Below are 21,954 nucleotides of genomic sequence, written 5' to 3' on the forward strand. Positions count from 1 at the left end.
TTTGTCAACTATATTTCCGGAAGTCTACTTTCATGTATCGAGGAGAGGGAGTTAACAATAATGAGTGAAAATCCAGTCAAAACCAAAGATAGAGCAACCCTCGAGCTAGCGCTGGGTGAGCAGATTCATGCACTGATCAGTGCTTCGCATGCGCTTAACGTTCGATCTGCCGAGCGTTTTGATGCGAACCTGCAACCTGCCGCTTTTCAACTGGTACGGTGGCTCTACTCCTATGGCCCAACAAGCGCCGCGGCTTTGGCAGAAGCAAATGCAATGGACCGCAGCTCGGTCAGCCGATTAATCAAACAACTTGAAAAGTCGGGATATGTTAGCAAAGAGCAAGACCCCAAGGATCGGCGCGGGGTGTTACTATCTCTTACGGAACTTGGTCAACAATCGACGGTTGGTGCGCTCAAGGAGAAGGAGTCAGCTTTTTATAACCGTATATCCAGATGGGATGATAAGGAACTGGAGCGTTTCACCGCCATGCTCAGGCAGTTTAATGGATTGGAAGAAAAGTGAGAGGAACAATAGTGTGGATTGTATTTGATACCTGAACCATAGGAGATGTCACCATTGAGCGAGGTAGACTACAAATTCATAGCACAAGCGGACATCTGATGATGCCCGCTCGTGAAGTTCTCAGATCATTTTATAGTTTCCAGGGAAGCTGCGGGATTTTATATCGGAAACCCTGATAGTTTCCTTTTCTCACATATATCCAAGGTGGTGGGACAGGGGTGCCTAGTGCTTTATACAAGACCGTTCCTTCATCGCTTACGGAATATTCTTCGATACTACTTTGGATATCCTCCCAATGAACCTTACCTTGGTAAGACAGTGTCTGCCCTTCAACGATAACATGAGGTGCACCTGAAATGACTCTCTGCGTTATGTTGAGAACGCCAACCTTTCCTGAGGACAAAATCATCAATTCGCTCATGAAAAGTATGATAATCAAAATGACTATACTAACAATCCATCGCTTTTTTCTCATTTTGTGACCTCCACTACCTAGGGATCATTCCCTCATAGTTAATGTCTTTTAATGACATAATCTCGTCAGAGATGGTATTGATTTTGACTGAATAGGGCCTAATAGCTTGCAGGAATTCACTAATGATTTTCTTGCGATCTTTATCAAAGACGGCAGATGTTATGTGATGCTCCTTTAATACGTTATCGTTCATTATGACTTGTTTAGAATAACTTACTGAATTACTATAATCGATTAGATGCGTAACCCCCGTGAATTTGCCACTAGTTAATGTGCCTTTGGAGAATTCGGATGGTTTAATCCCGATATATTTTTCTGAAGAACCGTGTTTCTTGTTATAATTGATAATCGTGTCAAAAAAGTCCTTATCCCCGGTTAACTTTTCGTTGAAATAATCATTTTTGAGAGCAATCGTAGTCGTATGATCGGTATGCCCTAGTGAGACAGTATCTGAAGAGTGGATTGCGTAATATCCCTGAGACATCTTGCCCTGATTGAATGTTCCATCGTTAATGGTGTTGTTGTAACGGTCATTTACAGGGTAAACCTTGCCATCAGAAGTAAGATACTGTACTTCTAACCATTGCGTAATTTCTTTTCCTTTACCATGATATGTATCATTAATCCATGATCCGGTGTAGGTTTTTGTAGTGAATTCACCTGTTCCATGGCCCATATTAGATTCATTGTAATCCTCAAAGGGGACACCTCCACCTTCAACTAATGTATATGTATACTTGCCTTTTCCTTGCCGCTTACCACTCACCCAATCTCCAGAGTAAACTTCGGTTTCTCCCCATCTCGCGGTTCCTTTACCATGAGGTTTCCCGTTTAATACTTCACCATAGTACGTCCCTCCATCTGACAATTTTAAGTTTACTTTCTTCGATGCTGCTTCTGTTGGAGTAGAGCTTGATAATAGTACAATGATAACGATGATCGTTAATCCAAAACCTAGATAGAATCTTTTCAAAAGTGTGCAACTCCTTCAATGAATAATGATCTTTGCGTTGTTAGCCATCTTCAACATTATCGGTGTATATATCGTATTTTTCCAGTTTAATTATAAAGTGGAGATAGGTCGGATTTCACAAATAACTCGTTCCCAGTTCACAAAAGTAAAGATGTAAAGGCTGAATCAAAATCCTGCTCAATCCAAAGTACCTGCGGCTTAAGGGCATATTATGCCTGTAGTTCGTGGGTGCTTTTTTCCTATGCTCAGCGTATACGAAATCCTGATTTTTTTTACAAAACCCACTATCTTCTCCACTTCATCATTCCTCCTACGCTAGTTCTCCTCCTAATGATCCACAGCAGTGGGGGAACCTTCCTGAATCGTGAACAATCTCTGAATTTTGTATCGCCTCCTATTTGCAGCATTATCCCTAGATTCAATATCCTAATTTGGAGCAGTACAGAGCATGACTCTGTTAGAAAAAGCTTGAGTAACCTTTAACGGAATATGAAAGAATGCAGGTATATGTAAAATTTTAAATACATGCTTCCAGGCCGTTGACCCTGCCCCCAAAAGTCTCTTATATTTACTCCCGACACAACAACTCAGAACGGGTGGTGGGATGATTTTGTTTATTAATAAAGGCAAGAAAATGCTCGCTATGCTTACACTTATACCCTTGGCTACAGTGATGGTGATGGGAGCTTTCCCTGCTGCGATAACGTATGCAGATGCGGGGGACAACACATCGATCAACAGCTCGGCAACAGGTTCTTGGCAAACGGGAGATTTGCATGTACATACGTTTGAGTCTGATGATGCACAGGTTTCACTGGAGAACGTGCTCGACGCGGGTTTAACCAAATATGGGCTGGACTGGATCGCGCTTACGGATCATTTGCGGTTATCCAAACGAGATCACAACGGGAACGACATTTCGGGTGGACCGATACCCATGTCCCAAGGAATGAATGAATATCAGGTACCACAGATCAAGGCACTTCAGGATGCAGGCAAATACGCAGGTAAAACGATCTTTTCCGGTTTCGAATGGGACATGCCGACACATGAACATGTTGGGGTGGGGATTCTTACGGATGAGCCTAACTCAACCGAAGCGCTGAACGCTGCCAAGGAATTCGAATACCGTTTCACGAATCGCGCAGCGAACCTGTTTAATGCGGCGGACGTAACCAAATGGGATCAGAACGGAGGGCGTGCGTACACGACTCATCAGGATGCCCTAACCGCCATCAATTGGCTCGCAACTAACTATCCAACGACAAGTTATGCGATGATCAACCACCCTTCACGCGGCAAAAACAAATATACCGTCGCGGACTTCCGTGAGTTCAACGATCTGGCTCCACAAGTGGTATTTGGTATCGAAGGCATGTTGGGTAACCAGATGGAACCGGATCGTGGAGGGTACAACACAAGCTACAATGTAGCTAATCCGACCGCAGATGATGGATACAAATACCGTACATACGGCGGTGTAGACTATATGGTCGCCAAGGTTGGCGGACTATGGGATGCATTGCTGGGAGAAGGACGGCACTTCTGGAACTATGGCAATTCGGACTACCACTTCAAGACAATTGGTACGAATTCCAGTGGTTATTTTCCTGGCGAATATGCTAAGACCTATTCGTGGGTTGAGGGTACAGGCATGCAGGCAGTACTGGATGGACTGCGTTCGGGAAAATCATTTTCCGTATTCGGCGACCTGATCAACGCACTGGACTTTACAGCTTCCGGAGCGGGTGCTCAGGTTGAGATGGGCGGAGACCTTAATGTGACTCAAGGCGATGAAGTAGAGCTGAAGATTCGCTTCAAGAGTCCAACGACGAGCAACAACTATGAAAATCCAATCAACAGCGGCACGTCCGCTGGACAAGTACCCGTGGTGGATCACGTTGATCTCATCGCTGGGGATGTGACAGCCAAAGCCCAGAAGGGTACAGCCGCATATACCAAAGACACCAACGACTCTACCAAAGTACTGGCTACCTTCACATCCAACGATTGGACGACAGATGCCGAAGGCTATAATGTCATCACAACCAAGATCAAAGCTACAGACCAGGACAAGTATTTCCGCTTGCGCGGTACGAATCTGGGCATGAACGTGACAGGTGAGACTGTAAATGGTGAACCGCAGCTTGATCCGAAAAATACGACAGCTGATGCAACGACTCGTTTTAATCAAATTAACGATAGCAACTATCGCGATCTGTGGTTCTACTCCAACCCAATCTTCATGAGTGCCACACCTTACAGTGATGCACAGGCGGTAACCGATACGCTTCAAGCAATCGATCTGGGCGATCTGAACGCGGTCCATTCCGATCTTACCCTTCCTGTTGAAGGGAAACACGGGGCAACCATTAGTTGGTCCAGCTCCAAGCCGGAACTAATGAATAACGAGGGCAAGCTGCTAACGCAACCGGACAATAATGAGCGACTGGAACTGACGGCAACCGTGCAACGTGGCACAGAGTCTCAACCCAAAACGTTCACTGTTATTGTGGAAGGCACGAATAATCAGGTGCTGGTGTTAAAAAGCAACATAACTACCGCTGACGGCCAGCCGTATCACACGGATACATGGACGAACCAGTCCGTAACGGTTAGTGTAACCAGCGCAGTATACGCGCCTGCTACTTCCGCAATTATCGAGTTGTCCCGTGATGGAGGGCAGACGTATGAACTTTATACAGAGAATACACCTTTGGAGGTAACGGAGCCGGGAGAGCACAACCTTTTATTCCGAGCAACAGACGATCTGGAACAAACGTATACTTTACCTCTGGTCATTAAAATAGACCGTGAGATTCCCGTCATCACCCTGCAAGGTAGCAGCCAGATGACGCTGAACGTAGGAGATACGTACAACGAGCCTGGAGCACAGGCTTCTGATAATGTCGGCATCCGTGGTTCCGTGCAGGTGGATGGCACGGTGAACACACAAGCAGCAGGAATCTACACCCTTCGGTATAACGTGAAGGATATCGCTGGCAATGCGGCACAGGAAGTTATCCGTACCGTGACTGTACAAGCCCGCTCAGGCAATGGTGGTGGAGGTTCAGGTGGAGGTAATGGAGGCAACTCTGGTGGGAATTCTGGAGGAAACACACCAAGTGTGCCAACAACGCCTACCATTCCAACCACACCAACGAACCCGGAAACGGGGTCAGATTCATCCACTGAAGTGAAGGTAGAGGTGGAAGCGAATCAGCCGGTCCAAACGGGTTTGAAAGACATCGTGCAATTCAATGTTCCATCGGGAGCCATTGGTTCCAAGGATACGCTGCAAGTGTCTGTGGTTGCCAAGGACAAGTTGCAGAATACAGCTTCCCTGAATGTACTTGGACAAGCTGTACAGATCAGCCGCAGTGGCGGAAGAACATTGAATGATCAGGCTACATTGAGCCTGAATATGGATTCGGCAGATCTGCCTAACGGGACCCAACCTGCAATCTACTATTATAATGAAGCTCGTCAGAGCTGGGTATTTATTGGTGGCAAGATGAATACAGCAGGAAGCATAACGGCCAATGTTAATCATCTGGGTACATTCGTTGTGTCCAGTTACACACCGGTGAATCTGTCTGACCTGAATGGACACTGGGCTTCCGACTACGCAGATCGTTTGTTGGGCATGAACGTGATTCAAGGTTACACAGATGGTACGTTCCAACCATCGAAGAAGATCACACGGGCAGAGTTTGTTACGTTGCTCAGTAAGGCACTGGCATTGAAGTCCGTGAATTCGGATCTGACATTTGCAGATCAAGGTAGTCTGCCAGACTGGGCAAAAGGTGATATTGCCGCAGCCGTGCAAGCCGGAATCGTGAAAGGCTATGGTGATAACACATTTAAGCCTGATCGGACCATTACCCGTGCCGAGATGGCTGTTATGATGGCGAATGCGCTGAAAGTAAGTTCAGATGCACAAGCCGGAATGTCTGGTAATACATCCGTTAAACCAAGTTTCACCGATGCATCGCAGACGCCATCTTGGGCACAAGAAGCACTGGATACAGCGGTGCAGGCCAAGATTGTGAGTGGGTATACGGACCATACGGTTCGTGCAGGAAGTGAAACGACTCGAGCGGAAGCTGCGACGATGATCTATAACTTGTTGCTGGCCATGTACGTGTAAGAAGTAACAAAGAGAATTAACCGTATTTACAGCAGATATAATGTAGATAAAAAACTGATATCCTTTTGGGGTATCAGTTTTTTTGAGATTAAGAGTTGCTCATCTCTTCGGGGGTGGCATGTAAGAAGGTCCATTGCTGTAATTCACGAAACGAAAGGACAAGTTACTGTGATAGAATGAGTTAGATTTGGATGATGAAACGGTGGGGGCTAGAAAATGAACAAAACGGAGCGGCAGCTTGCGATTACGCTTGAATTGCAGCGAAGAAAGATGTTACGAGCAGAAGATTTAGCTGCTCAATTTGAGACAAGTGTACGTACGATATATCGAGATATTCAGGCATTAAGCGAAGCTGGCGTTCCGATTATGGGTGCTCCGGGCCAGGGGTATTCCCTCATGGAAGGATATTTTCTGCCCCCGGTAAGCTTCACCGCAGAAGAAGCCGTATCCCTGCTCATGGGAGCTGATTTTATCGAACAGAGAATGGATACAGAATACGCAATGGAAGCTAAGTCGGCTCAACGAAAAATTGAAGCAATCTTACCAGAATCCGTTCGTAATGAATCCACGCGTGTTCGGGAAACGATGAGACTGCTTCATACAGTTGAACCTTTAACCCGAGCACGGGTGAAAACATACCTTAACCAGATACGTAATGCTATTTTGGAGCAACGTAAAATCAGTTTTATGTACCTGAAAAAAATGCCAGGAACGGATGGCAATCGGTATAATATGCGTGAGGTTTCACCCTACGGACTCTCACTGGTTCAGGAGAATTGGATGTTAATTGCACGTTGTGATATGCGACAAGACATCCGTCATTTTCGTTTGTCACGGATGACTGAACTTTCCGTGCTGGAGGATCAATTCCTTTTGCCACCGGATTTTGATCTAAACAGTTATCGACCTCCTGAGGACCGTAACGAACAAGTATTAATTCGGGCTAATCCTGAAATTGCTGACAAAATTATGGAGGCCCTTCATTTTTATATGGATGCATTTGAGGAGCAAGAGGAAGGTGTTGTTTTTCATTTTCGTGTCCGCTACCCGGAAGAAATATTGCATTATTTACTTGGATGGGGTGGAGATATCGAGGTCTTGGAGCCGGAGTCTTTGCGCTTCCGAATGCAGGAAGTAGCCAAAAACATCTTAAAACACTACTGACATACACCTGTCAGTAGTGTTTTTTTATACTTTGATATATCACAGATCAAGAGGAGTGGGTTGAAGGATGAGAAGTACAACGGAAGTATTGAAATCATTTGAAACGGCAGTAGAACGATATTTGGCAGAACTGAACAAATTGGATATGGGTAGCTTACTTAAAAAACAAAGTGAAGAGGAATGGTCCATTGGACAGATGTATGTACATTTGATTCAATCAGCGCTTTTCATGCATCTGCATAATATTGAGCAGTGTTTGAGCAGCGGGGATTCGACGTTAAACTCGGGTGAGGAAAAAACAGAACTGGGTAGGCAAGTGTTTGAATTAGGACAATTCCCTCCCGTGCCTGTTAAAGTCCCTGCTTCCCCGCAGTACACCCCGCAACCACCCGAGAGTATGGGATCCTTGATCGATGGGCTTCACGAGGTAGTGGATCGGATGAGAAGCACGGCATCTGTTTTACACCAAGCGTCCGTAAACAACAAAATACGTCATCCAAGGCTTGGCGCTCTAAATGCTCAGGAGTGGTTTTTGTTGATAGAGATGCACTACAGACATCATTTTTTGCAATTGGATCGATTGAAATCGAATCTGGAAATGTAAACGAGAGAAGGGAATGAGATATATCCATGAAACCAAATCAGGACAGCAGATATTGGATTGGTGTTGTATCTGCTTCTCATGTAAATGTAGCCGTAGAGGGAGGGTTTGCGCAGTTGTGCCATGGCAAGTCAGCGCTGTTGCGACAAATGTCCGCGGGTGATTGGCTGATATACTATTCTCCACGCACAGACATATCAACAGGGCAGCCACTTCAGGCGTTTACCGCTATTGGTCAAATTACCGACGACAGGATATACCAATATCAGATGTCGGAATCCTTTATACCCTTTCGCCGAGATCTTCGTTATCTTCCGTGTCGAGAAGTAAAGATCGCAACGTTGTTAGACCAACTCAGTTTTACACGCGGGAATCGCAATTGGGGGTTTCCATTTCGTAAAGGTCACTTTGAAATTGGGGCTGAAGACTTCAGGATGATAGCTTCCTCCATGTTGGAAGATGAGACACAGTCACTGTTGGATATTAGCTTAAGCCAGAAATGTTAACCAAAGCAAAAGGCCCATAGATTGCCTATGGACCTTTTTTGCTTTATGGATAATCATATCCTCCACCGTTGATATTACATTTGCGAAGACGCTGGATGCCCAAGGAAAGACCTCTAATCGCCCCGTATTTCTCAATAGCTTGAATCATATACACAGAACAGCTTGGTTCAAAACGACATTTGTTCCTCACTTCAATGGGGGCAAAACGTTGATAAATTCTAATACTCCATATCAGGATCACTCTAACACGTCGTAGAACTATGAATAACATACTTGCTATGAAAACAATCTGGGCACTTAGCAAAGCATATACTGGGGTGAATAGATTCAAGAGATAGAAACAGATCATAGAGATGATTAGATCTGTGAATAATGCAAGTGAAACGTTAAGCAAAGACTTCAACCAATCGATTTCTGGAATAACATGAGTTCTTATATAGAAGCTGCTTCGAGGATCGTTTTCTTCATGATGTGTATGTAAGAGTCTAATAAGTTCTTCTTCGGATGGCATGTTATTAAATATCAGTTCCTCAGATTCTGAGTTTCTCATGATTGTTGTACTATTATTAAATCTCTCTGTAGAAAATCAGCATATAATGATGCGTTGTAACAGGTTGCTGGAGACAACCGGGCTTCTCGGTGACAGCTAGCGACTCCATCGATTGATAGATCCATCCGGATTGTGCTTTGTGATTGATGATATCCGCAAATAAATTAACAGCAGCCTGAGTATCACCTCGGTTTACTTGAACATTTTTCGGACCTGGAACAACTGTGTACTCTCTCATTTAAATCATCCTTTCGTATGTTGGAATTATGGCAATAGACATTCCATTATTTTACTATGGGTATAGAGAACTGTCGATTGAAACTTATTAGATGAGATTGGATTAAAATATAGGCCATCTAACAGGAAGGTCTTTGTTTCTATGAAGGTTTAAATTTACTTGGAAAAGTCAATAAAAGCTCTGTAAGCAACGCTGTACAATCCACTGAAAACCAGTACAATTGAACCTATAAAACCATGAGATAAAGAGAGGTATTTCTCCATGACGGATACAAGTGGGAATCGCAAAGTTGACGGTTATTTGAAGAAACTCAAAACGTGGAAGGAAGAGTCCGCTAAGCTGAGAGAGATTATTCGGGATTTTGAACTGACAGAGGATATGAAATGGATGCATCCTTGTTACATGCTGGATGGAAAAAACATCGTTTTAATCCATGGATTCAAAGAATACGTGGCCATTCTGTTTTTCAAAGGTGCTCTGCTGAAGGATACACACGGCATTTTGGTCCAGCAAACGGAGAATGTACAGGCAGAACGCCAGCTTCGCTTCACCAGTCTGGAGCAGATTGTGGAGCAGGAGGCTATGATCAAAGCCTATATCCAGCAAGCGATTGAAGTGGAACAAGCCGGACTACAAGTGGAGATGAAAAAAACTGCCGAATATAGCGTTCCCGAGGAACTCCAGCAGCAGTTCGAAGAGAATCCTGCTTTCCGAGATGCATTTGAGGCACTGACACCTGGACGTCAGCGGGTATATCTCTATTATTTCTCACAACCGAAGCAATCCAAAACAAAAGTGTCACGAATCGAGAAGTACATGCAGCCGATCCTGGAGGGCAAAGGATTGAATGATTAAGGTGTTTGCTTAAAGGTATCTACCATCCAATCAAAAAACCTTTGCTTCTCTTCATAATGTGGATAGTGAGCCGAGTTCTTATAGGCAATGAATTCCTTCTGATTGCCTTCAATCTGGTCAAAAAACACCTTGGCGGTATGGGATGAAGTCATAAAGTCGTAATCTCCCATGACAAAATAAAAGGGTAGGTCCAGCTTCGTAATCAAGGATGGCAAAGGACGGCTCATGGCTTCACTTATCAGTATTTCTTGTGAATAAATGATTCCTTTATTATAACGAATGGCATCAAGCATATTGTATTCATGGCTGAACGTTATTCCGAGAAAGCTGGTGTCCGGGCTGTCCATCAACCTCGAAGCGCCCCCATAACGTTTAACGATATCTCGCGGCGTGAATGCCTGTCCTTGTTTGATCGGTTCATAGATCTGCTTCAACTGGTTTACGTCTTCATCATTCTCATCCAGCTGGGCTTGCTCCATAACGTAATTCCATCCGTCCATCTCGCTCTGTTGTGTATCTGCCATCTGCCCGATTCCAATGTACGCTTCATATTTATCGGGTGCTCGATGCGCAGCAAGAGTTCCTATGTATGTTTCGTACGAATGACCCATCAGGATCACCTTTTTCTTCCCTAGACGTTGAGTAATATAATCCGTGACGGCTAGTAGATCCTCGACCAGCAAGTCAGCTGAGAGATTGGAATAGTCCTCGAAAAAATGATAAGATTTGCCGCTTGCTCTCTGATCATAGTTCACAATCGTAAACTTAGATTCTAATAAATCTTGGTACTTTTTCGCGTACGGAAGTTCAGATGCACCAGGTCCCCCGTGTAAATAAAGGATAACTGGGTTGTCCAGATCCTGTCCTCTGATCATGATTTCATGTCCTGTACCGTTGATTTCAACTTGTTCCAATACATGAATAGGGTTTGTGCCTTTTATTTTTGGCGTCCATGTTGGAAAGTAAAGAACTGCGAGTGATAGTGTTAGGGTCGTGACACTTAGCCACAAACCTGTTTTCTTCATTTTGTTCATAGGATATGTCTCCTCTGGTTTAATGTCTTGATGTAATTATTGTTCATAAACTCATAATTCTATTTTACGTGACTCGTCATTGATTTAAATCGTACGCCAGATTGAATTTGTTCTCCATCTCAGGTTGGACATAAAAGACCTCAGTATGCTGAAGTTACAGCAGAAAGATCGGAATAAATAAGGCAGGCAACAGGTTTAACACTTTGATCTTCGTAATCTTCAAGATGTTTAATCCGGTACAAAGCGCCAGGATGCCACCAATCAGAGTAATTTCGTTCATGATGTTTGTCGTCATGAAGACGGATAAGAAATCAGCCGAGAAGAAGACCAGAACTTCAATGACCAATAGAATGAACGCTGAGAAGATGATGCCGATCCCGAAGGTGGATGCCAGAATCAATGACGTAATGCCCGAGAAAATCGTATTAATTTGCAAAAAAGGTGTTATCCCCCTGTAATGCACTTTGTAGTGGCCCCAGAATCGGGATCGATCCCACGCACAACAATGAGATGGCAACCGTTAACCCTTCATTTAAGCCATTGGACGAGGATTTGGTCATGATGTTGGACAAAAGGTTCTCGAAATTAATCAGTTGCCCAATGATCCCGCCTAAGGTCAGGAAGAAGAACGACGTTGAATTTATTTTGGTACCAACGAATGATTTCGTCGTCCATTTCGGAACCGTGCCCAATGGTATCGACACCAACTTGTAACGCAACCCTTACGTCTTCCATGCTTTCCATGGGGAGTCGCTCAACAGTTCTAGATAAGGAACACCATGTTCATCCGTGACAATTAGGAAAATACCGGAGATGATCAGATTGGATCTGACAAATCATCGTTGTTAATCTCATCCCACAGCTGCACGTCAGGTAAAAGAATTCTCTCACACGGAGCATCGTTGTCACACCCACATGGAGTACAGTCAGTGCGTTATGTTTCATTCTTTTTTTAAAATATTTTTGCTGAACTTGGTATCCTATATCCGATCATAGGCACACTGCAACAAGCCTCAAATGATGGATAAGCTTTGCGCTACTTTTTTTGAACTTTAATTGAAAATATTTTAAAAAAAGGAAACATTTATGATTAATAACTCGTTATATACAGTGTAGGTAACATGAATATGGAGGGTTTGGATTGGAGGGGAACAAAAAAGATTGAGGTAGATAAGCACACTTTAACAAATTTATTCAATTCTAATGAAATGAGGGGGAAGGTTTAAAATGAAATCTCGAAGAACTTTTTTATTCTCCGTATTTGCACTAATATTCACACTCTCTTTTGTGTCACAAGCATATGCTGCTTCTACTGATTTGCCATCATATCCTATTGCAAAGCAAGAGAAGAGTGAATGGTGTTGGGCAGCAGTTAGTTCAAGTGTTCTTAAATTCATGGCTAGCAAAAATGTATATCAATGCGATTTCGTTAAGACAGTGAAGTCAACCAGTTCTTGTACAAATGTATCGGCATCAACAGTAGAAGCCCAAAGTGGAATGCATGACTATGGAGTATCTTCTAATTATTACTCAGGTAATTTAAATGTTGCCCAAGTGAAAAGTCAGATTGATGGAGGGCGCCCCGTATATGTGAGTTGGAAATGGAATAGTCCTACGGCCCTTGTTGGTCATGCAGTTGCTATTTATGGCTACAGTAATACTCCAACATATACTTATTATATGCATTATCTGGATCCTTGGGATGGTGTGAAAACTTCAATGGAATTCTCGAAATTTAATGGAGGTACGGGAGCAGAAAGAACGTGGAGATGGGGACTTAAAGACTTTTGGCATTATCAATAAGGATTAGCTGAGGAGGTCTATAATCATGAAATATATGAGAATTTTAATGGTGATATGTATGGGTCTATTGGTCAGTTACACTATGGCTCAAAGTAGTTATGCCAGCAATGTGCCTGAAGATGTACAGACCTTTGCCAAAGGACAAGGATTGGATGAATTTAAAAAAATGGTATTAGACGATCCTAGTGGATATGGTTATAAAAATGAAGAAGAAGTTAAGTCTGTCACCTTAGGCCCTGGTTTCGAAGTATACTTATTCGACTCTGAGAAGTTTGAAAAAGTATCTGACAGTCTGATCGATGTGTCTAAGCCGACAGGACAGTATGACTTTATTGTGCAATCGGGCGGTGTTGGAAAGTCATTTCTTAGTATAGAACAATTCGAAGGTGAGTTCAGAGTGGTTCTTGCAGGAGGAGATGCCTCCAGGTTGGATGCGTCCTTAAATACGATGACAAAATCCCTATCTACTGACGTGGATACGCTTAATCCGGTATTAATCAAGGACGGAAATATCCGTTATTTGGCCGTGAAGATCAATGGTAAAGAAGTAAATATACCAGATGTACCTACTGAGAAAAAATCACTCATGGGAGGTATGGATAATAATCAGCTATGGGATTCCTCCAAGACGATTGATTTCCTAAAAGATGTGCAATCCCAAGGGGTTGATCCAGAAGTAGATGGTGCGGGTGGCTATCCAGTCATCAACTCCGGTATGTCTACGAATAATTATATGAGTATAACAATAATAAGTTTGGTCATTGCTTTAGTAGGCTCAATAGTAGTGTACATGTGGGTAAGAAAAAGACAGAGCTTGAAATGATTTATACTTCACAGGCACTCCATTCAACGAAGAACTCACCTTCAATTTACAAAAGTAAGCATGCTGAGGGTTAAATTGAAGTTTTGTTTAACCAAAAGCACCTACGGTTTCAGGGTATATTATCCTGTCTTCGTAGGTGCTTTCTATAATGGGTTACAAACCTGTAGCTATTGGGATTGTCTTAAATTCAAAAAAAAGGAATTATAAAAAATGTTCCAAGGGTACTTCCGCGCATGATTTCACTCCTGAATTCACCAAACTGAGTTTAGAACATCGTCGACTTTTGTGATTCTTGTGACAGATGGTGTTTGAATTAGATTTCCTTTGACCATGACCATAGAGATGTCTGACAAGGCCTCAATATGTTCCAGCGGATTTTGCTCCATGATAATCAGATCAGCATGTTTTCCGATATCCACCGTTCCTGTAACATCGTCAACACCGAGGATCTTTGCATTGGTTCGAGTCACCTTGTCGATAACCTGTTTGTTGTTCAGGTTGGTCTGTCTCATGTAGTGGTCCATCTCTCTCCACATATCATAGTGAGTCACGTAAGGCATGGCGGCATCGGTGCCTATTCCTATGGTGATGTCGTTCTCGATCGCTTGTTTTACGCCTTTGAGCATGGAATCGTAGACCAGTTTGGAATTCTCTTTTACCGTTGAACTTACCTTCGTTACGTTGGTATCCAGTGAAGCGGATGGATAAGCGGCTTGCAGGGTGGGGATGAGTGCGGTGTAGCCATTCAGGGCATTGGGATTATTTTTGTACAAACGAATGATTTCATCATCCATCTCCGAACCGTGCTCGATAGTATCGACGCCACCTTGTAACGCAACCCGTACTCCTTCCGTGCTCTCCACATGAGCTGCCACCCGCAAACCAATCTTATGCGCTTCATCGCAGATCGCCGCAACTTCCTCCACCGTCATCTGCAAACGGCCAGCTTCGCCCACCATTTTTGCATCCGTCACGCCACCCGTCACACAGATTTTGATCAGATCCACGCCGTGTTTCACATTAATGCGTACATTTTTTCGTGCTTCCCACGGAGAGTCACCAACCAGAGCCAGAAATGGAGCACCGTGCCCACCCGTGGCACTTAGGAAAAACCCGGAGACGAGCAGATTAGGGCCGACAAAGTCACCGTTGTTAATCTCATCCCGCAGCTGGACATCCGTGTAAAAGAATTCCCCCACACTGCGCATCGTTGTTACACCCGCATGGAGTGCGGTTCAGTGCATTGCGTTTCATTCGTTTTTTCAAAACGTTTCTGCCAAACTTCGTGTTCAATATTCGATCATAGGCAAACTGCAACAAGCCTTCACTGACCGAGAGACTGAACGGTTTTCCATCTGCAAAGAGGTGCACGTGTGCATTGATCAGTCCTGGCATTACGTATTTTCCTGAGAGGTCGATGGTTGTGTAGTGACTTGGGATATTCAGATCATGATCTCGTCCGATATCCTGAATAAGTCCTTGTTCATTGACGAGAATCGTCATGTTTTTTTGCAGATTACGGTTCAGATCACTGTGGATCAGATTGACGTTTTTTAATGCGTAAGCGGTGTTCATGTTGTGTTCCTCCTTAGAATGTAGGTGAAGCGAGTAGTTAGGGTAACGGAGGTACCTGTTTTAATAATGAATGATTTATTCATTTTTAGGCCAAAAAAATAGGCTGATCTATGATGAAGTTTTTTTGCGCGCAAACCAAGTGAAGTTGATCTGATCTGCACGCTTTGTCTAACCGGCATAAGTGATGAGATGGAGCGTTATTCGTTGAGACTCTTCATACCGTACAGCCTGTATACATACAACGCTTTGAATATTTGCTTCCGGCTGTCCTCACTCATATCACGCTTCAATAGATCCAGGTTCATGTCGATCACGTTGTGCGCGAGGATGTTCAGCAAGATCAAGTTCTCCTCGGTACCAATCTCATACCGTTTATATTGGTTCTTCAGATAGGCCTTCTTGGTTTCGATCATCAGCTCGACAAGCTCATTCTTGGCGTTGGTGTAGATGGTGCCTTTGTTCTTTTCGAAGATGATGACAATCTGATTCCGGTATTTACGTAATACATCCACCTGTTCCTGCAACAGCGCCGACTTTCGCTTACTATCCGTTTCCTCGAACAAGGTCTGGTTATCAAAGTGAATCGTCTCCACCAGCACATTTTTCAGATAATCCACCAGATCCGGCGGCACAACGGCGTAGAATAATTCTTTCTTATTCTTAAAATAAGTATAGATATTGCCCACGGAAATATTGATCTCATCCGCGATATCGCTCATCTTGGCATCCACATAGCCTTTTTCGAAAAAGACCTTGAGTGCCGCGTATTCAATCTCTTTCCTGACTTCGTCTTTCTTGGCTTGCACCATCGGGAACGACTCCTTAATAGTGAATCGTTGGTTCGTTATTAGGTTAGACTTTTTTGAGGGGTTGTCAAATGGAATGGGATCAAGTACAAGGTAGTTTATGACAAACCGTTGAAGAATACTACCTATAATTCTTATTGTTTCTAGAATCAGTACCTTGCTTCTGGAAGATTTCTAGTCTCTCTTATGCTAAGATGTGTGTAGTTCATGGTGGAATCTCCGTTTTTAAGATGGGGTGTGGTGATTCGCATATCCATGAATGAATTCGCCTACGAACTCATATTTATATATTTTCAGTAAGGTGTCGGAACTTGATGTTTTATTTCAGCTAATTTGTAATCTTATAATTCATTTCTACCAGTAGATCGGACATATTCAGTTTTTTAAGAAAAAAATTATTTGAATGTACTCCTTTTTTTTTATAGAATAAATTATACGAACTTAGGTTCTATATTAAATATAACCATCTTATTGTGCCATACCAATTAAGATTCTTAAAGAATGCTGCTTCCTTATAGTTCAACTCTGGTTTTGTAAAAAATCAAATAATATAAATGATATTTTAATGAGATTCTAGGATTAATATCTATTCGGATACTCCGATTAAGGTTATCTTTAAGTTATTTAATAACTACGAAGAGGAGACTTGAATTCTTAATTGAAACTTTTAAACAACGGGGGATTTGCATGAGATTTATAGATTTGTTTGCTGGTTTGGGAGGGTTTAATCTCGCTCTTACTCAAGCGGGACATGAATGTGTGTTTGCATCAGAAATTGATGAGTCATTAAGAAAACTCTATCTTCAAAACCATGGAATACTACCTGAAGGAGATATCAAATCAATAAAGGCAAAAGATGTTCCGGAACATGATATATTATGTGGTGGATTCCCGTGTCAACCTTTTTCTAAAGCTGGTGAGCAAAATGGATTTAATGATGAAAAATCAGGTGATCTTTTTTATCATATTGTAAAAATCTTAAGATTACGTCGTCCAAGTTATATAATACTTGAGAATGTTGCTAATTTTGAAAGACATGATGAAGGAAGAACTTGGAGAATTGCAAAGAAAATACTGACAGAACTTGGTTATGATGTACAAATAAAAAAACTATCTCCTCATTGGTTTGGCGTTCCACAAATTCGCGAAAGAGTTTTTATTGTTGGAAGTAGAAAAGGACTGGAGAATTTTATATGGCCAGAGAAACAAACGTTAGAACAGGATATTTCAATAAAATCAGTGCTAGATGTATTTCCTGATGATGCAAGAAATCTGTCAGAACAAGTTGTAAATTGTATATTAGCTTGGCAACAATTTATAAATGATTTCCCTATTGAAGAAAGCCTTCCTTCTTTTCCTATTTGGTCGATGGAATTCGGTGCAACTTACCCATTTGAAGAAGAAACTCCGTGGAAAATGGGCGCTAAGAGCCTTAGAAATTATCTAGGGTCTCACGGTAGAAGCCTTATAAATTTAAGCGACGAAGAACTTTATTTAGCTCTTCCTTCATACGCTAGAACAAAAGAAGAGAAGTTCCCAAAGTGGAAAATTCGTTTCATAAAACAAAACCGTCAACTTTATCAAGTAAATAAACATTGGATTGATAGATGGCTTCCTTCAATCATGGAATTCCCATCAAGCTTTCAAAAGTTTGAATGGAATTGTAAAGGTTCAGAGAGAAATTTATCAAATTTAATTCTTCAATGTAGAGCTTCGGGACTTAGGGCAAAGAAACCAACAACATCTCCCTCTCTCGTAGCGATGACTTCTACTCAGGTACCGATTATAACCTGGGAAAACAGATATATGACTCCAAGAGAGTGTGCGAGGCTTCAAAGTATGGGCAACTTAAATCACTTACCAGGAAGTCCCACAGCTGCATATAAAGCATTGGGAAACGCTCTTAATGTTGAAGTAGTGCTTAGGATTACTCAATCGCTAATTGATGAAAAAGACATTAGAAATGAAAAAATGAATTTTCAAATAGTAGCTAATTAAATCTAATATTGTTTAGTAATGATTACTTGTTATACTAGTAGAATAATAAATAGTCATTACTAAAAATAATCAAGTTAGGAAAAAGGGAGATCTTATAGTGAGAATTAATATTCGTCCGACAAGTGCTGTGTATGCTACATATAAACGTCTAAGTTACCAGCCTTGGACAGCGATTGCGGAATTTGTCGACAATTCCACACAAAGTTATTTTGATAATAAGAGTGAATTGTTTAATTTATCCGATTTTTCGAAATTGAATATTGATATTTCTTATGAAAGTAATTCAGATGGTAACGATATTCTTACTATTACTGATAACGCATATGGAATGGAGTGGGAGGATTTCCAAAGAGCGATTATGTTAGATAAGGTTCCACAAAATACAGATGGGCGCAATGAGTTTGGTATGGGATTAAAAACAGCAGCATGCTGGTTCGGTAGAAAGTGGAGTGTTTCGTCTACACAATTGGGGTCAGAGTTTATGTATAGTGCTACTGTGGATGTAGAGAGTTTAAAGAATAATAAAGATGATGAAATTGATGCTGATATACATGAAGCTGAACTTTTAGAACATTACACAATAATCAAAATTGAGTGTTTAAACAAAAAACTAACAGCCTCTCGTACTATTTGGAAAATAAAAGAATTATTAAGCAATATTTATAGGCAAGATATAAGAAGTGAAGAGGTTACTATTAGATATAATGGTACTGAATTAACTTATACCGACCCTATAATTTATGAGGAAAAAAATACTGATGGTAGTATTGAACGTTGGGAAAAAAATGTGGAATTTTCCGTTTACTATGAAGAAAAGGAATTAAAGGTTAAGGGATTCATTGCAATAAGAATACCTGGTAGTGTTAAAGATGCTGGCTTTACTCTTATGAGAAGAGGTAGAGTAATAGTTGGTGGTCCAGAAAAAAACTACCGACCAAATGAACTTTTCGGGGACTCAAACTCTAATACATATCAAAGACTATTTGGAGAACTTCATTTGGATAATTGGCCTGTAACACAGGCTAAAGATGGTTTTGATTGGCATGATAGTGGTTTAGAGGAGCAATTTATTGAAAAATTGATTGAATTATCAAAGCCCTACCGTTCAAAAGCAGAGCAGATACGTGTGCGTCAACGTGTTGAGACTTCTGATGTTATCGGCAAAGTTGTCAATCAATTTCAACAAGCAGATGTCATACAAGGAGCAACCATAATTCCGGTTGTTAAAGAACCTAACGGGCAAGCAATTAGAGATGAGAATCCTTTTAATGAAACAGATATGGTTGAAGCAGGACATGAAGAACTAAAACAAGATAGTAAACTTGTTGATAATAGTACTGAAACAGGGTTGTTAATGAGTGGACCTTCTGACTACAAAACTAATTTTAAATACATGGATATGGAGTATACTTTTTTTGTGGAATTTGAAACTTTAGATCCTCGTTCTCCTTGGATATCCCTAGTTAATTTAGAAGGGGATAATATATTTAAAATTAAATTAAATATGAAACATTCTTTCTTCAAGCCTTTCATTGATAACAAAGAATTTAGTGTAATTATGACTAAATTGGTCATAGCAATGGTTTTATCTGAAGTAGAGGCTCTCAAAATATCATTTGACGGTCGGATAGAGGCAAGTTCTATAAGGAACAAGATGAATAGAATTCTTGCAGATTTATCTTTGCAGACTTAGAAAAGGAGATAAAGTTTTGAATAATAATATTGAAATGAAGTTGAAAAGTAATATTAAATGGCCTATTATTTCTGATGGTTTTTTTCGGATGAAGATGACTGAACAATTATTGAAAGATGACATACCAAGAGATGCTATTGATAAAATTTTTCAAAATTCTGTTAATATTCTTTCAAATTGCCCTGATCCTCAGGATGAAACTCCAAGTTCCAAAACAGGAATCATAATTGGAAAGGTACAAAGTGGAAAAACATCAAATTTTATTTCTCTCACGGCGCTAGCTTTTGATAACAACTATGATATTGTTATTGTATTAGGAGGCACTAAAAAAATACTTTTAAGCCAGAATGTAGAGCGTATTAGTTCATATTTTGACAATGTAGATGTAAATAAAATGGTTATTTTATCAACTAATCAAAATCAATCAATTTTAAACCCTACTTCTATAAAACAATTTATTCAGGAAAAACGTAAAGTAGTCATTGTCGGCCTAAAAGGAAAGGTGAGAATAAATGCCATCACAGGAGTTTTTTCTGATCCTATATTATCTAATATACCAACTCTAGTCATAGACGATGAAGGTGATCAAGCTACCTTAAATACGAAAGCTTCTCGCGATTCAATGAGTGCTACTTATGAATCGGCAATTAAACTTAGAGAAAAATTAAAAAGACATTGTTTTTTGTCAATTACTGCTACGCCCCAAGCTAACATTTTAATTAAAACTTGTGATCAGTTATCCCCTGATTTTGGTTCGTTAGTATATCCAGGTGATGACTATTGTGGCTTAAGTGATTTTCATGGAGAAAATCAAGACAAATATATTAAATTGATTCAAGATAATGAACCAAGTATTTTAGAAGATATAGGCCTTCCCTTATCCTTTTATAAAGCGCTTGCTTCTTTTTTTGTGGGTGGAGCTCTAAGAGTCTATCGAGGAGACTTTAGAAATCACGCAATGTTGGTTCATCCCAGTCAGAGAAAATATGATCATCGAATTGTATTAAGAAAAATTAATAGTGTAGTTACAGAGTGGAGAGAGCACGCTGATACTAGACTTAGAGGAATTGAAGATATATCTTATAATAGTCTATTCAATCATTTGGAAAGAGCATACATTGATTTCAATAGTGATGGGGTAAATTTACCGAATTTTGGTGAATTGGAGCGTCATATTTTGGAGTGTATTACTGCTTGTCCTGATGCACATCTTTGCAATGGAGATGAAGATGCAAGTGAGAACTCAAAATTTTATCGAGTTAACATTTTTGTGGGAGGGAATCTAGTTGAGAGAGGATTGACTATTAAAGGTTTAGCAGTGACTTATATAAGTAGGAGAGCAGTTGGGGTATCAAATGTAGATAATACTGAGCAAAGAGCGCGGTGGTTTGGATATAAACGGAGTTTTTTAGATGTATGTAGAGTATTTACCACAGAACCAATTAAGGAAGATTTTTCATCTATTTTAGAGCATGATGACGATCTCTGGGCTACTATTGAGCGTGCTGAATTAAGGGGTACTCTTTTCAAAGAAATTCCTAGGGTTTTTGTTCTTGCTAATAAAATGCTCAGCATGACTCGCGCGAATGTAGCAAAAGCCAAAAGATTTAGTTTTTCTGAATGGAACAAACAAGATATCTTGCTTTTAAACCACAGTGAAGTAAATAAAAATACCCATTTGATAAAACAATTTAGAGATTCTCACAATAGTTCTATCCAGCTACTCAATTACAATGAGATCAATAAACATGTTTTAATAAAAGATCTTAACTTTTTTGAAGTCAAGAATCAACTTTTAAGTGATTTAATTTATCCTATGTCATGTTTTCTCGACAAAGCTTTTTTTGATAAACTTGAATTAGCGCTTATTAAAAGCAAAATTAATCCTATAGTTGATATTCTGTGGATGAGAGATTCGGCACATGAGACACGTGCGATAAGTAATTCGGGGAAAATCAACCAATTATTTCAAGGTCGAAATGCTACTGAAGGAGGTAAAAATTACTACCCTGGTGACAGCAGCATGGTCACTGTAAACAGAAGTAATGTTATGCAATTGCAAATTCACTTCATTAAGCCTAATAATTTGCCTGAAATAAGTTATTATAGTCCTGCCATAGCTCTATATGTGCCAGTTGCTTATTCTGAAAAAATGGAGCGTCTGGTAGGTCAAATATAATGATTAGAG

The 21,954-nt window shown here is 40.9% G+C and carries 20 protein-coding genes; 11 read left to right on the forward strand and 9 right to left on the reverse strand.

Annotated features, from left to right (window positions below):
* The first annotated feature begins 60 nt into the window (after positions 1 to 60).
* On the forward strand, positions 61 to 522 hold the full coding sequence (locus MHB71_RS01705) for a MarR family transcriptional regulator (protein WP_036617203.1): 462 nt from the start codon (positions 61 to 63) through the stop codon (positions 520 to 522).
* Between the two features lie 130 nt (positions 523 to 652).
* Here the strand turns inward: MHB71_RS01705 and MHB71_RS01710 are convergent, their stop codons facing one another.
* Together MHB71_RS01710 and MHB71_RS01715 are read right to left on the reverse strand one after the other, a co-directional pair.
* The gene (locus MHB71_RS01710; protein WP_340028654.1) at positions 653 to 997 is read right to left on the reverse strand and encodes a hypothetical protein; all 345 of its coding nucleotides are present in this window, start codon (positions 995 to 997) and stop codon (positions 653 to 655) included.
* Between the two features lie 13 nt (positions 998 to 1,010).
* Positions 1,011 to 1,970: a hypothetical protein gene (locus tag MHB71_RS01715; protein ID WP_340028655.1), complete on the reverse strand. Its 960-nt coding sequence runs from the start codon at positions 1,968 to 1,970 to the stop codon at positions 1,011 to 1,013.
* A gap of 610 nt (positions 1,971 to 2,580) precedes the next feature.
* Here MHB71_RS01715 and MHB71_RS01720 point away from each other — a divergent pair.
* The 4 genes from MHB71_RS01720 to MHB71_RS01735 all read left to right on the forward strand — a co-directional run bounded on the left by MHB71_RS01720 (position 2,581) and on the right by MHB71_RS01735 (position 8,391).
* A complete protein-coding gene (locus tag MHB71_RS01720) occupies positions 2,581 to 6,120 on the forward strand; it encodes an S-layer homology domain-containing protein (protein WP_340028656.1) in 3,540 nt (1,179 codons plus the stop codon).
* 216 nt (positions 6,121 to 6,336) lie between these two features.
* Positions 6,337 to 7,284 carry a YafY family protein gene (locus tag MHB71_RS01725; protein ID WP_340028658.1) on the forward strand — a complete coding sequence of 316 codons (948 nt, stop codon included), beginning with the start codon at positions 6,337 to 6,339 and terminating at the stop codon, positions 7,282 to 7,284.
* Between the two features lie 67 nt (positions 7,285 to 7,351).
* Entirely contained in the window at positions 7,352 to 7,888 is a 537-nt protein-coding gene (locus tag MHB71_RS01730) for a DinB family protein (protein ID WP_340028659.1), read from the forward strand.
* A gap of 26 nt (positions 7,889 to 7,914) precedes the next feature.
* Positions 7,915 to 8,391: an EVE domain-containing protein gene (locus MHB71_RS01735; RefSeq protein ID WP_340028660.1), complete on the forward strand. Its 477-nt coding sequence runs from the start codon at positions 7,915 to 7,917 to the stop codon at positions 8,389 to 8,391.
* Positions 8,392 to 8,957: 566 nt separating this feature from the next.
* On the opposite strand, the gene MHB71_RS01740 is transcribed toward MHB71_RS01735, so the two are convergent.
* Positions 8,958 to 9,179 (reverse strand): hypothetical protein, encoded by a 222-nt coding sequence (locus MHB71_RS01740; RefSeq protein WP_100529170.1) that lies wholly within the window; start codon positions 9,177 to 9,179, stop codon positions 8,958 to 8,960.
* Positions 9,180 to 9,440: 261 nt separating this feature from the next.
* Between MHB71_RS01740 and MHB71_RS01745 the strand changes: the two genes are divergently transcribed.
* Positions 9,441 to 10,034 (forward strand): YdeI family protein, encoded by a 594-nt coding sequence (locus MHB71_RS01745; RefSeq protein WP_340028661.1) that lies wholly within the window; start codon positions 9,441 to 9,443, stop codon positions 10,032 to 10,034.
* Here MHB71_RS01745 and MHB71_RS01750 read toward each other — a convergent pair.
* From MHB71_RS01750 to MHB71_RS01760, 3 genes are all read right to left on the reverse strand, one after another.
* Positions 10,031 to 11,068 (reverse strand): alpha/beta hydrolase, encoded by a 1,038-nt coding sequence (locus MHB71_RS01750; protein ID WP_340028662.1) that lies wholly within the window; start codon positions 11,066 to 11,068, stop codon positions 10,031 to 10,033. The genes MHB71_RS01745 and MHB71_RS01750 overlap by 4 nt on opposite strands.
* Before the next feature lie 154 nt (positions 11,069 to 11,222).
* Positions 11,223 to 11,504, reverse strand: a complete 282-nt coding sequence (locus tag MHB71_RS01755) for a DUF554 family protein (RefSeq protein ID WP_340028663.1) — start codon at positions 11,502 to 11,504, stop codon at positions 11,223 to 11,225.
* Positions 11,494 to 11,787 carry a DUF554 family protein gene (locus MHB71_RS01760; protein ID WP_340028664.1) on the reverse strand — a complete coding sequence of 98 codons (294 nt, stop codon included), beginning with the start codon at positions 11,785 to 11,787 and terminating at the stop codon, positions 11,494 to 11,496. Before MHB71_RS01760 ends, MHB71_RS01755 begins: the two co-directional genes overlap by 11 nt.
* Before the next feature lie 508 nt (positions 11,788 to 12,295).
* Here MHB71_RS01760 and MHB71_RS01765 point away from each other — a divergent pair.
* Together MHB71_RS01765 and MHB71_RS01770 are read left to right on the forward strand one after the other, a co-directional pair.
* The gene (locus MHB71_RS01765; protein WP_047843954.1) at positions 12,296 to 12,871 is read left to right on the forward strand and encodes a papain-like cysteine protease family protein; all 576 of its coding nucleotides are present in this window, start codon (positions 12,296 to 12,298) and stop codon (positions 12,869 to 12,871) included.
* Between the two features lie 25 nt (positions 12,872 to 12,896).
* On the forward strand, positions 12,897 to 13,694 hold the full coding sequence (locus MHB71_RS01770) for a hypothetical protein (protein WP_340028665.1): 798 nt from the start codon (positions 12,897 to 12,899) through the stop codon (positions 13,692 to 13,694).
* 251 nt (positions 13,695 to 13,945) lie between these two features.
* Here MHB71_RS01770 and MHB71_RS01775 read toward each other — a convergent pair whose 3' ends face one another.
* From MHB71_RS01775 to MHB71_RS01785, 3 genes are all read right to left on the reverse strand, one after another.
* Positions 13,946 to 14,902 carry an amidohydrolase family protein gene (locus tag MHB71_RS01775; protein ID WP_340028667.1) on the reverse strand — a complete coding sequence of 319 codons (957 nt, stop codon included), beginning with the start codon at positions 14,900 to 14,902 and terminating at the stop codon, positions 13,946 to 13,948.
* Positions 14,853 to 15,269 carry a hypothetical protein gene (locus MHB71_RS01780; RefSeq protein WP_340028668.1) on the reverse strand — a complete coding sequence of 139 codons (417 nt, stop codon included), beginning with the start codon at positions 15,267 to 15,269 and terminating at the stop codon, positions 14,853 to 14,855. The genes MHB71_RS01775 and MHB71_RS01780 overlap by 50 nt, the downstream gene beginning before the upstream one ends.
* A 197-nt stretch (positions 15,270 to 15,466) precedes the next feature.
* The gene (locus MHB71_RS01785) at positions 15,467 to 16,078 is read right to left on the reverse strand and encodes a TetR/AcrR family transcriptional regulator (RefSeq protein WP_340028669.1); all 612 of its coding nucleotides are present in this window, start codon (positions 16,076 to 16,078) and stop codon (positions 15,467 to 15,469) included.
* Between the two features lie 684 nt (positions 16,079 to 16,762).
* Between MHB71_RS01785 and dcm the strand changes: the two genes are divergently transcribed.
* The 3 genes from dcm to MHB71_RS01800 all read left to right on the forward strand — a co-directional run bounded on the left by dcm (position 16,763) and on the right by MHB71_RS01800 (position 21,945).
* Complete coding sequence (gene dcm / locus MHB71_RS01790; RefSeq protein ID WP_340028670.1) at positions 16,763 to 18,073, forward strand: DNA (cytosine-5-)-methyltransferase; 1,311 nt, start codon at positions 16,763 to 16,765, stop codon at positions 18,071 to 18,073.
* 97 nt (positions 18,074 to 18,170) lie between these two features.
* A complete protein-coding gene (locus MHB71_RS01795) occupies positions 18,171 to 19,766 on the forward strand; it encodes an ATP-binding protein (RefSeq protein ID WP_340028671.1) in 1,596 nt (531 codons plus the stop codon).
* Positions 19,767 to 19,782: 16 nt separating this feature from the next.
* The gene (locus tag MHB71_RS01800; protein WP_340028672.1) at positions 19,783 to 21,945 is read left to right on the forward strand and encodes a Z1 domain-containing protein; all 2,163 of its coding nucleotides are present in this window, start codon (positions 19,783 to 19,785) and stop codon (positions 21,943 to 21,945) included.
* Positions 21,946 to 21,954: the final 9 nt, after the last annotated feature.

It is taken from the genome of Paenibacillus sp. FSL H7-0940 (assembly GCF_037979415.1).
Lineage (GTDB): Bacteria > Bacillota > Bacilli > Paenibacillales > Paenibacillaceae > Paenibacillus > Paenibacillus amylolyticus.

What these genes read in the sequence shown, in the direction of transcription:
- MHB71_RS01705 (WP_036617203.1), top strand. Translation starts at nt 61, where the DNA reads ATGAGTGAAAATCCAGTCAAAACCAAAGATAGAGCAACCCTCGAGCTA.
- MHB71_RS01710 (WP_340028654.1), bottom strand. Translation starts at nt 997, where the DNA reads ATGAGAAAAAAGCGATGGATTGTTAGTATAGTCATTTTGATTATCATA.
- MHB71_RS01725 (WP_340028658.1), top strand. Translation starts at nt 6,337, where the DNA reads ATGAACAAAACGGAGCGGCAGCTTGCGATTACGCTTGAATTGCAGCGA.
- MHB71_RS01730 (WP_340028659.1), top strand. Translation starts at nt 7,352, where the DNA reads ATGAGAAGTACAACGGAAGTATTGAAATCATTTGAAACGGCAGTAGAA.
- MHB71_RS01735 (WP_340028660.1), top strand. Translation starts at nt 7,915, where the DNA reads ATGAAACCAAATCAGGACAGCAGATATTGGATTGGTGTTGTATCTGCT.
- MHB71_RS01740 (WP_100529170.1), bottom strand. Translation starts at nt 9,179, where the DNA reads ATGAGAGAGTACACAGTTGTTCCAGGTCCGAAAAATGTTCAAGTAAAC.
- MHB71_RS01745 (WP_340028661.1), top strand. Translation starts at nt 9,441, where the DNA reads ATGACGGATACAAGTGGGAATCGCAAAGTTGACGGTTATTTGAAGAAA.
- MHB71_RS01750 (WP_340028662.1), bottom strand. Translation starts at nt 11,068, where the DNA reads ATGAACAAAATGAAGAAAACAGGTTTGTGGCTAAGTGTCACGACCCTA.
- MHB71_RS01765 (WP_047843954.1), top strand. Translation starts at nt 12,296, where the DNA reads ATGAAATCTCGAAGAACTTTTTTATTCTCCGTATTTGCACTAATATTC.
- MHB71_RS01770 (WP_340028665.1), top strand. Translation starts at nt 12,897, where the DNA reads ATGAAATATATGAGAATTTTAATGGTGATATGTATGGGTCTATTGGTC.
- MHB71_RS01775 (WP_340028667.1), bottom strand. Translation starts at nt 14,902, where the DNA reads ATGCGCAGTGTGGGGGAATTCTTTTACACGGATGTCCAGCTGCGGGAT.
- MHB71_RS01780 (WP_340028668.1), bottom strand. Translation starts at nt 15,269, where the DNA reads ATGAACACCGCTTACGCATTAAAAAACGTCAATCTGATCCACAGTGAT.
- MHB71_RS01785 (WP_340028669.1), bottom strand. Translation starts at nt 16,078, where the DNA reads ATGGTGCAAGCCAAGAAAGACGAAGTCAGGAAAGAGATTGAATACGCG.
- dcm (WP_340028670.1), top strand. Translation starts at nt 16,763, where the DNA reads ATGAGATTTATAGATTTGTTTGCTGGTTTGGGAGGGTTTAATCTCGCT.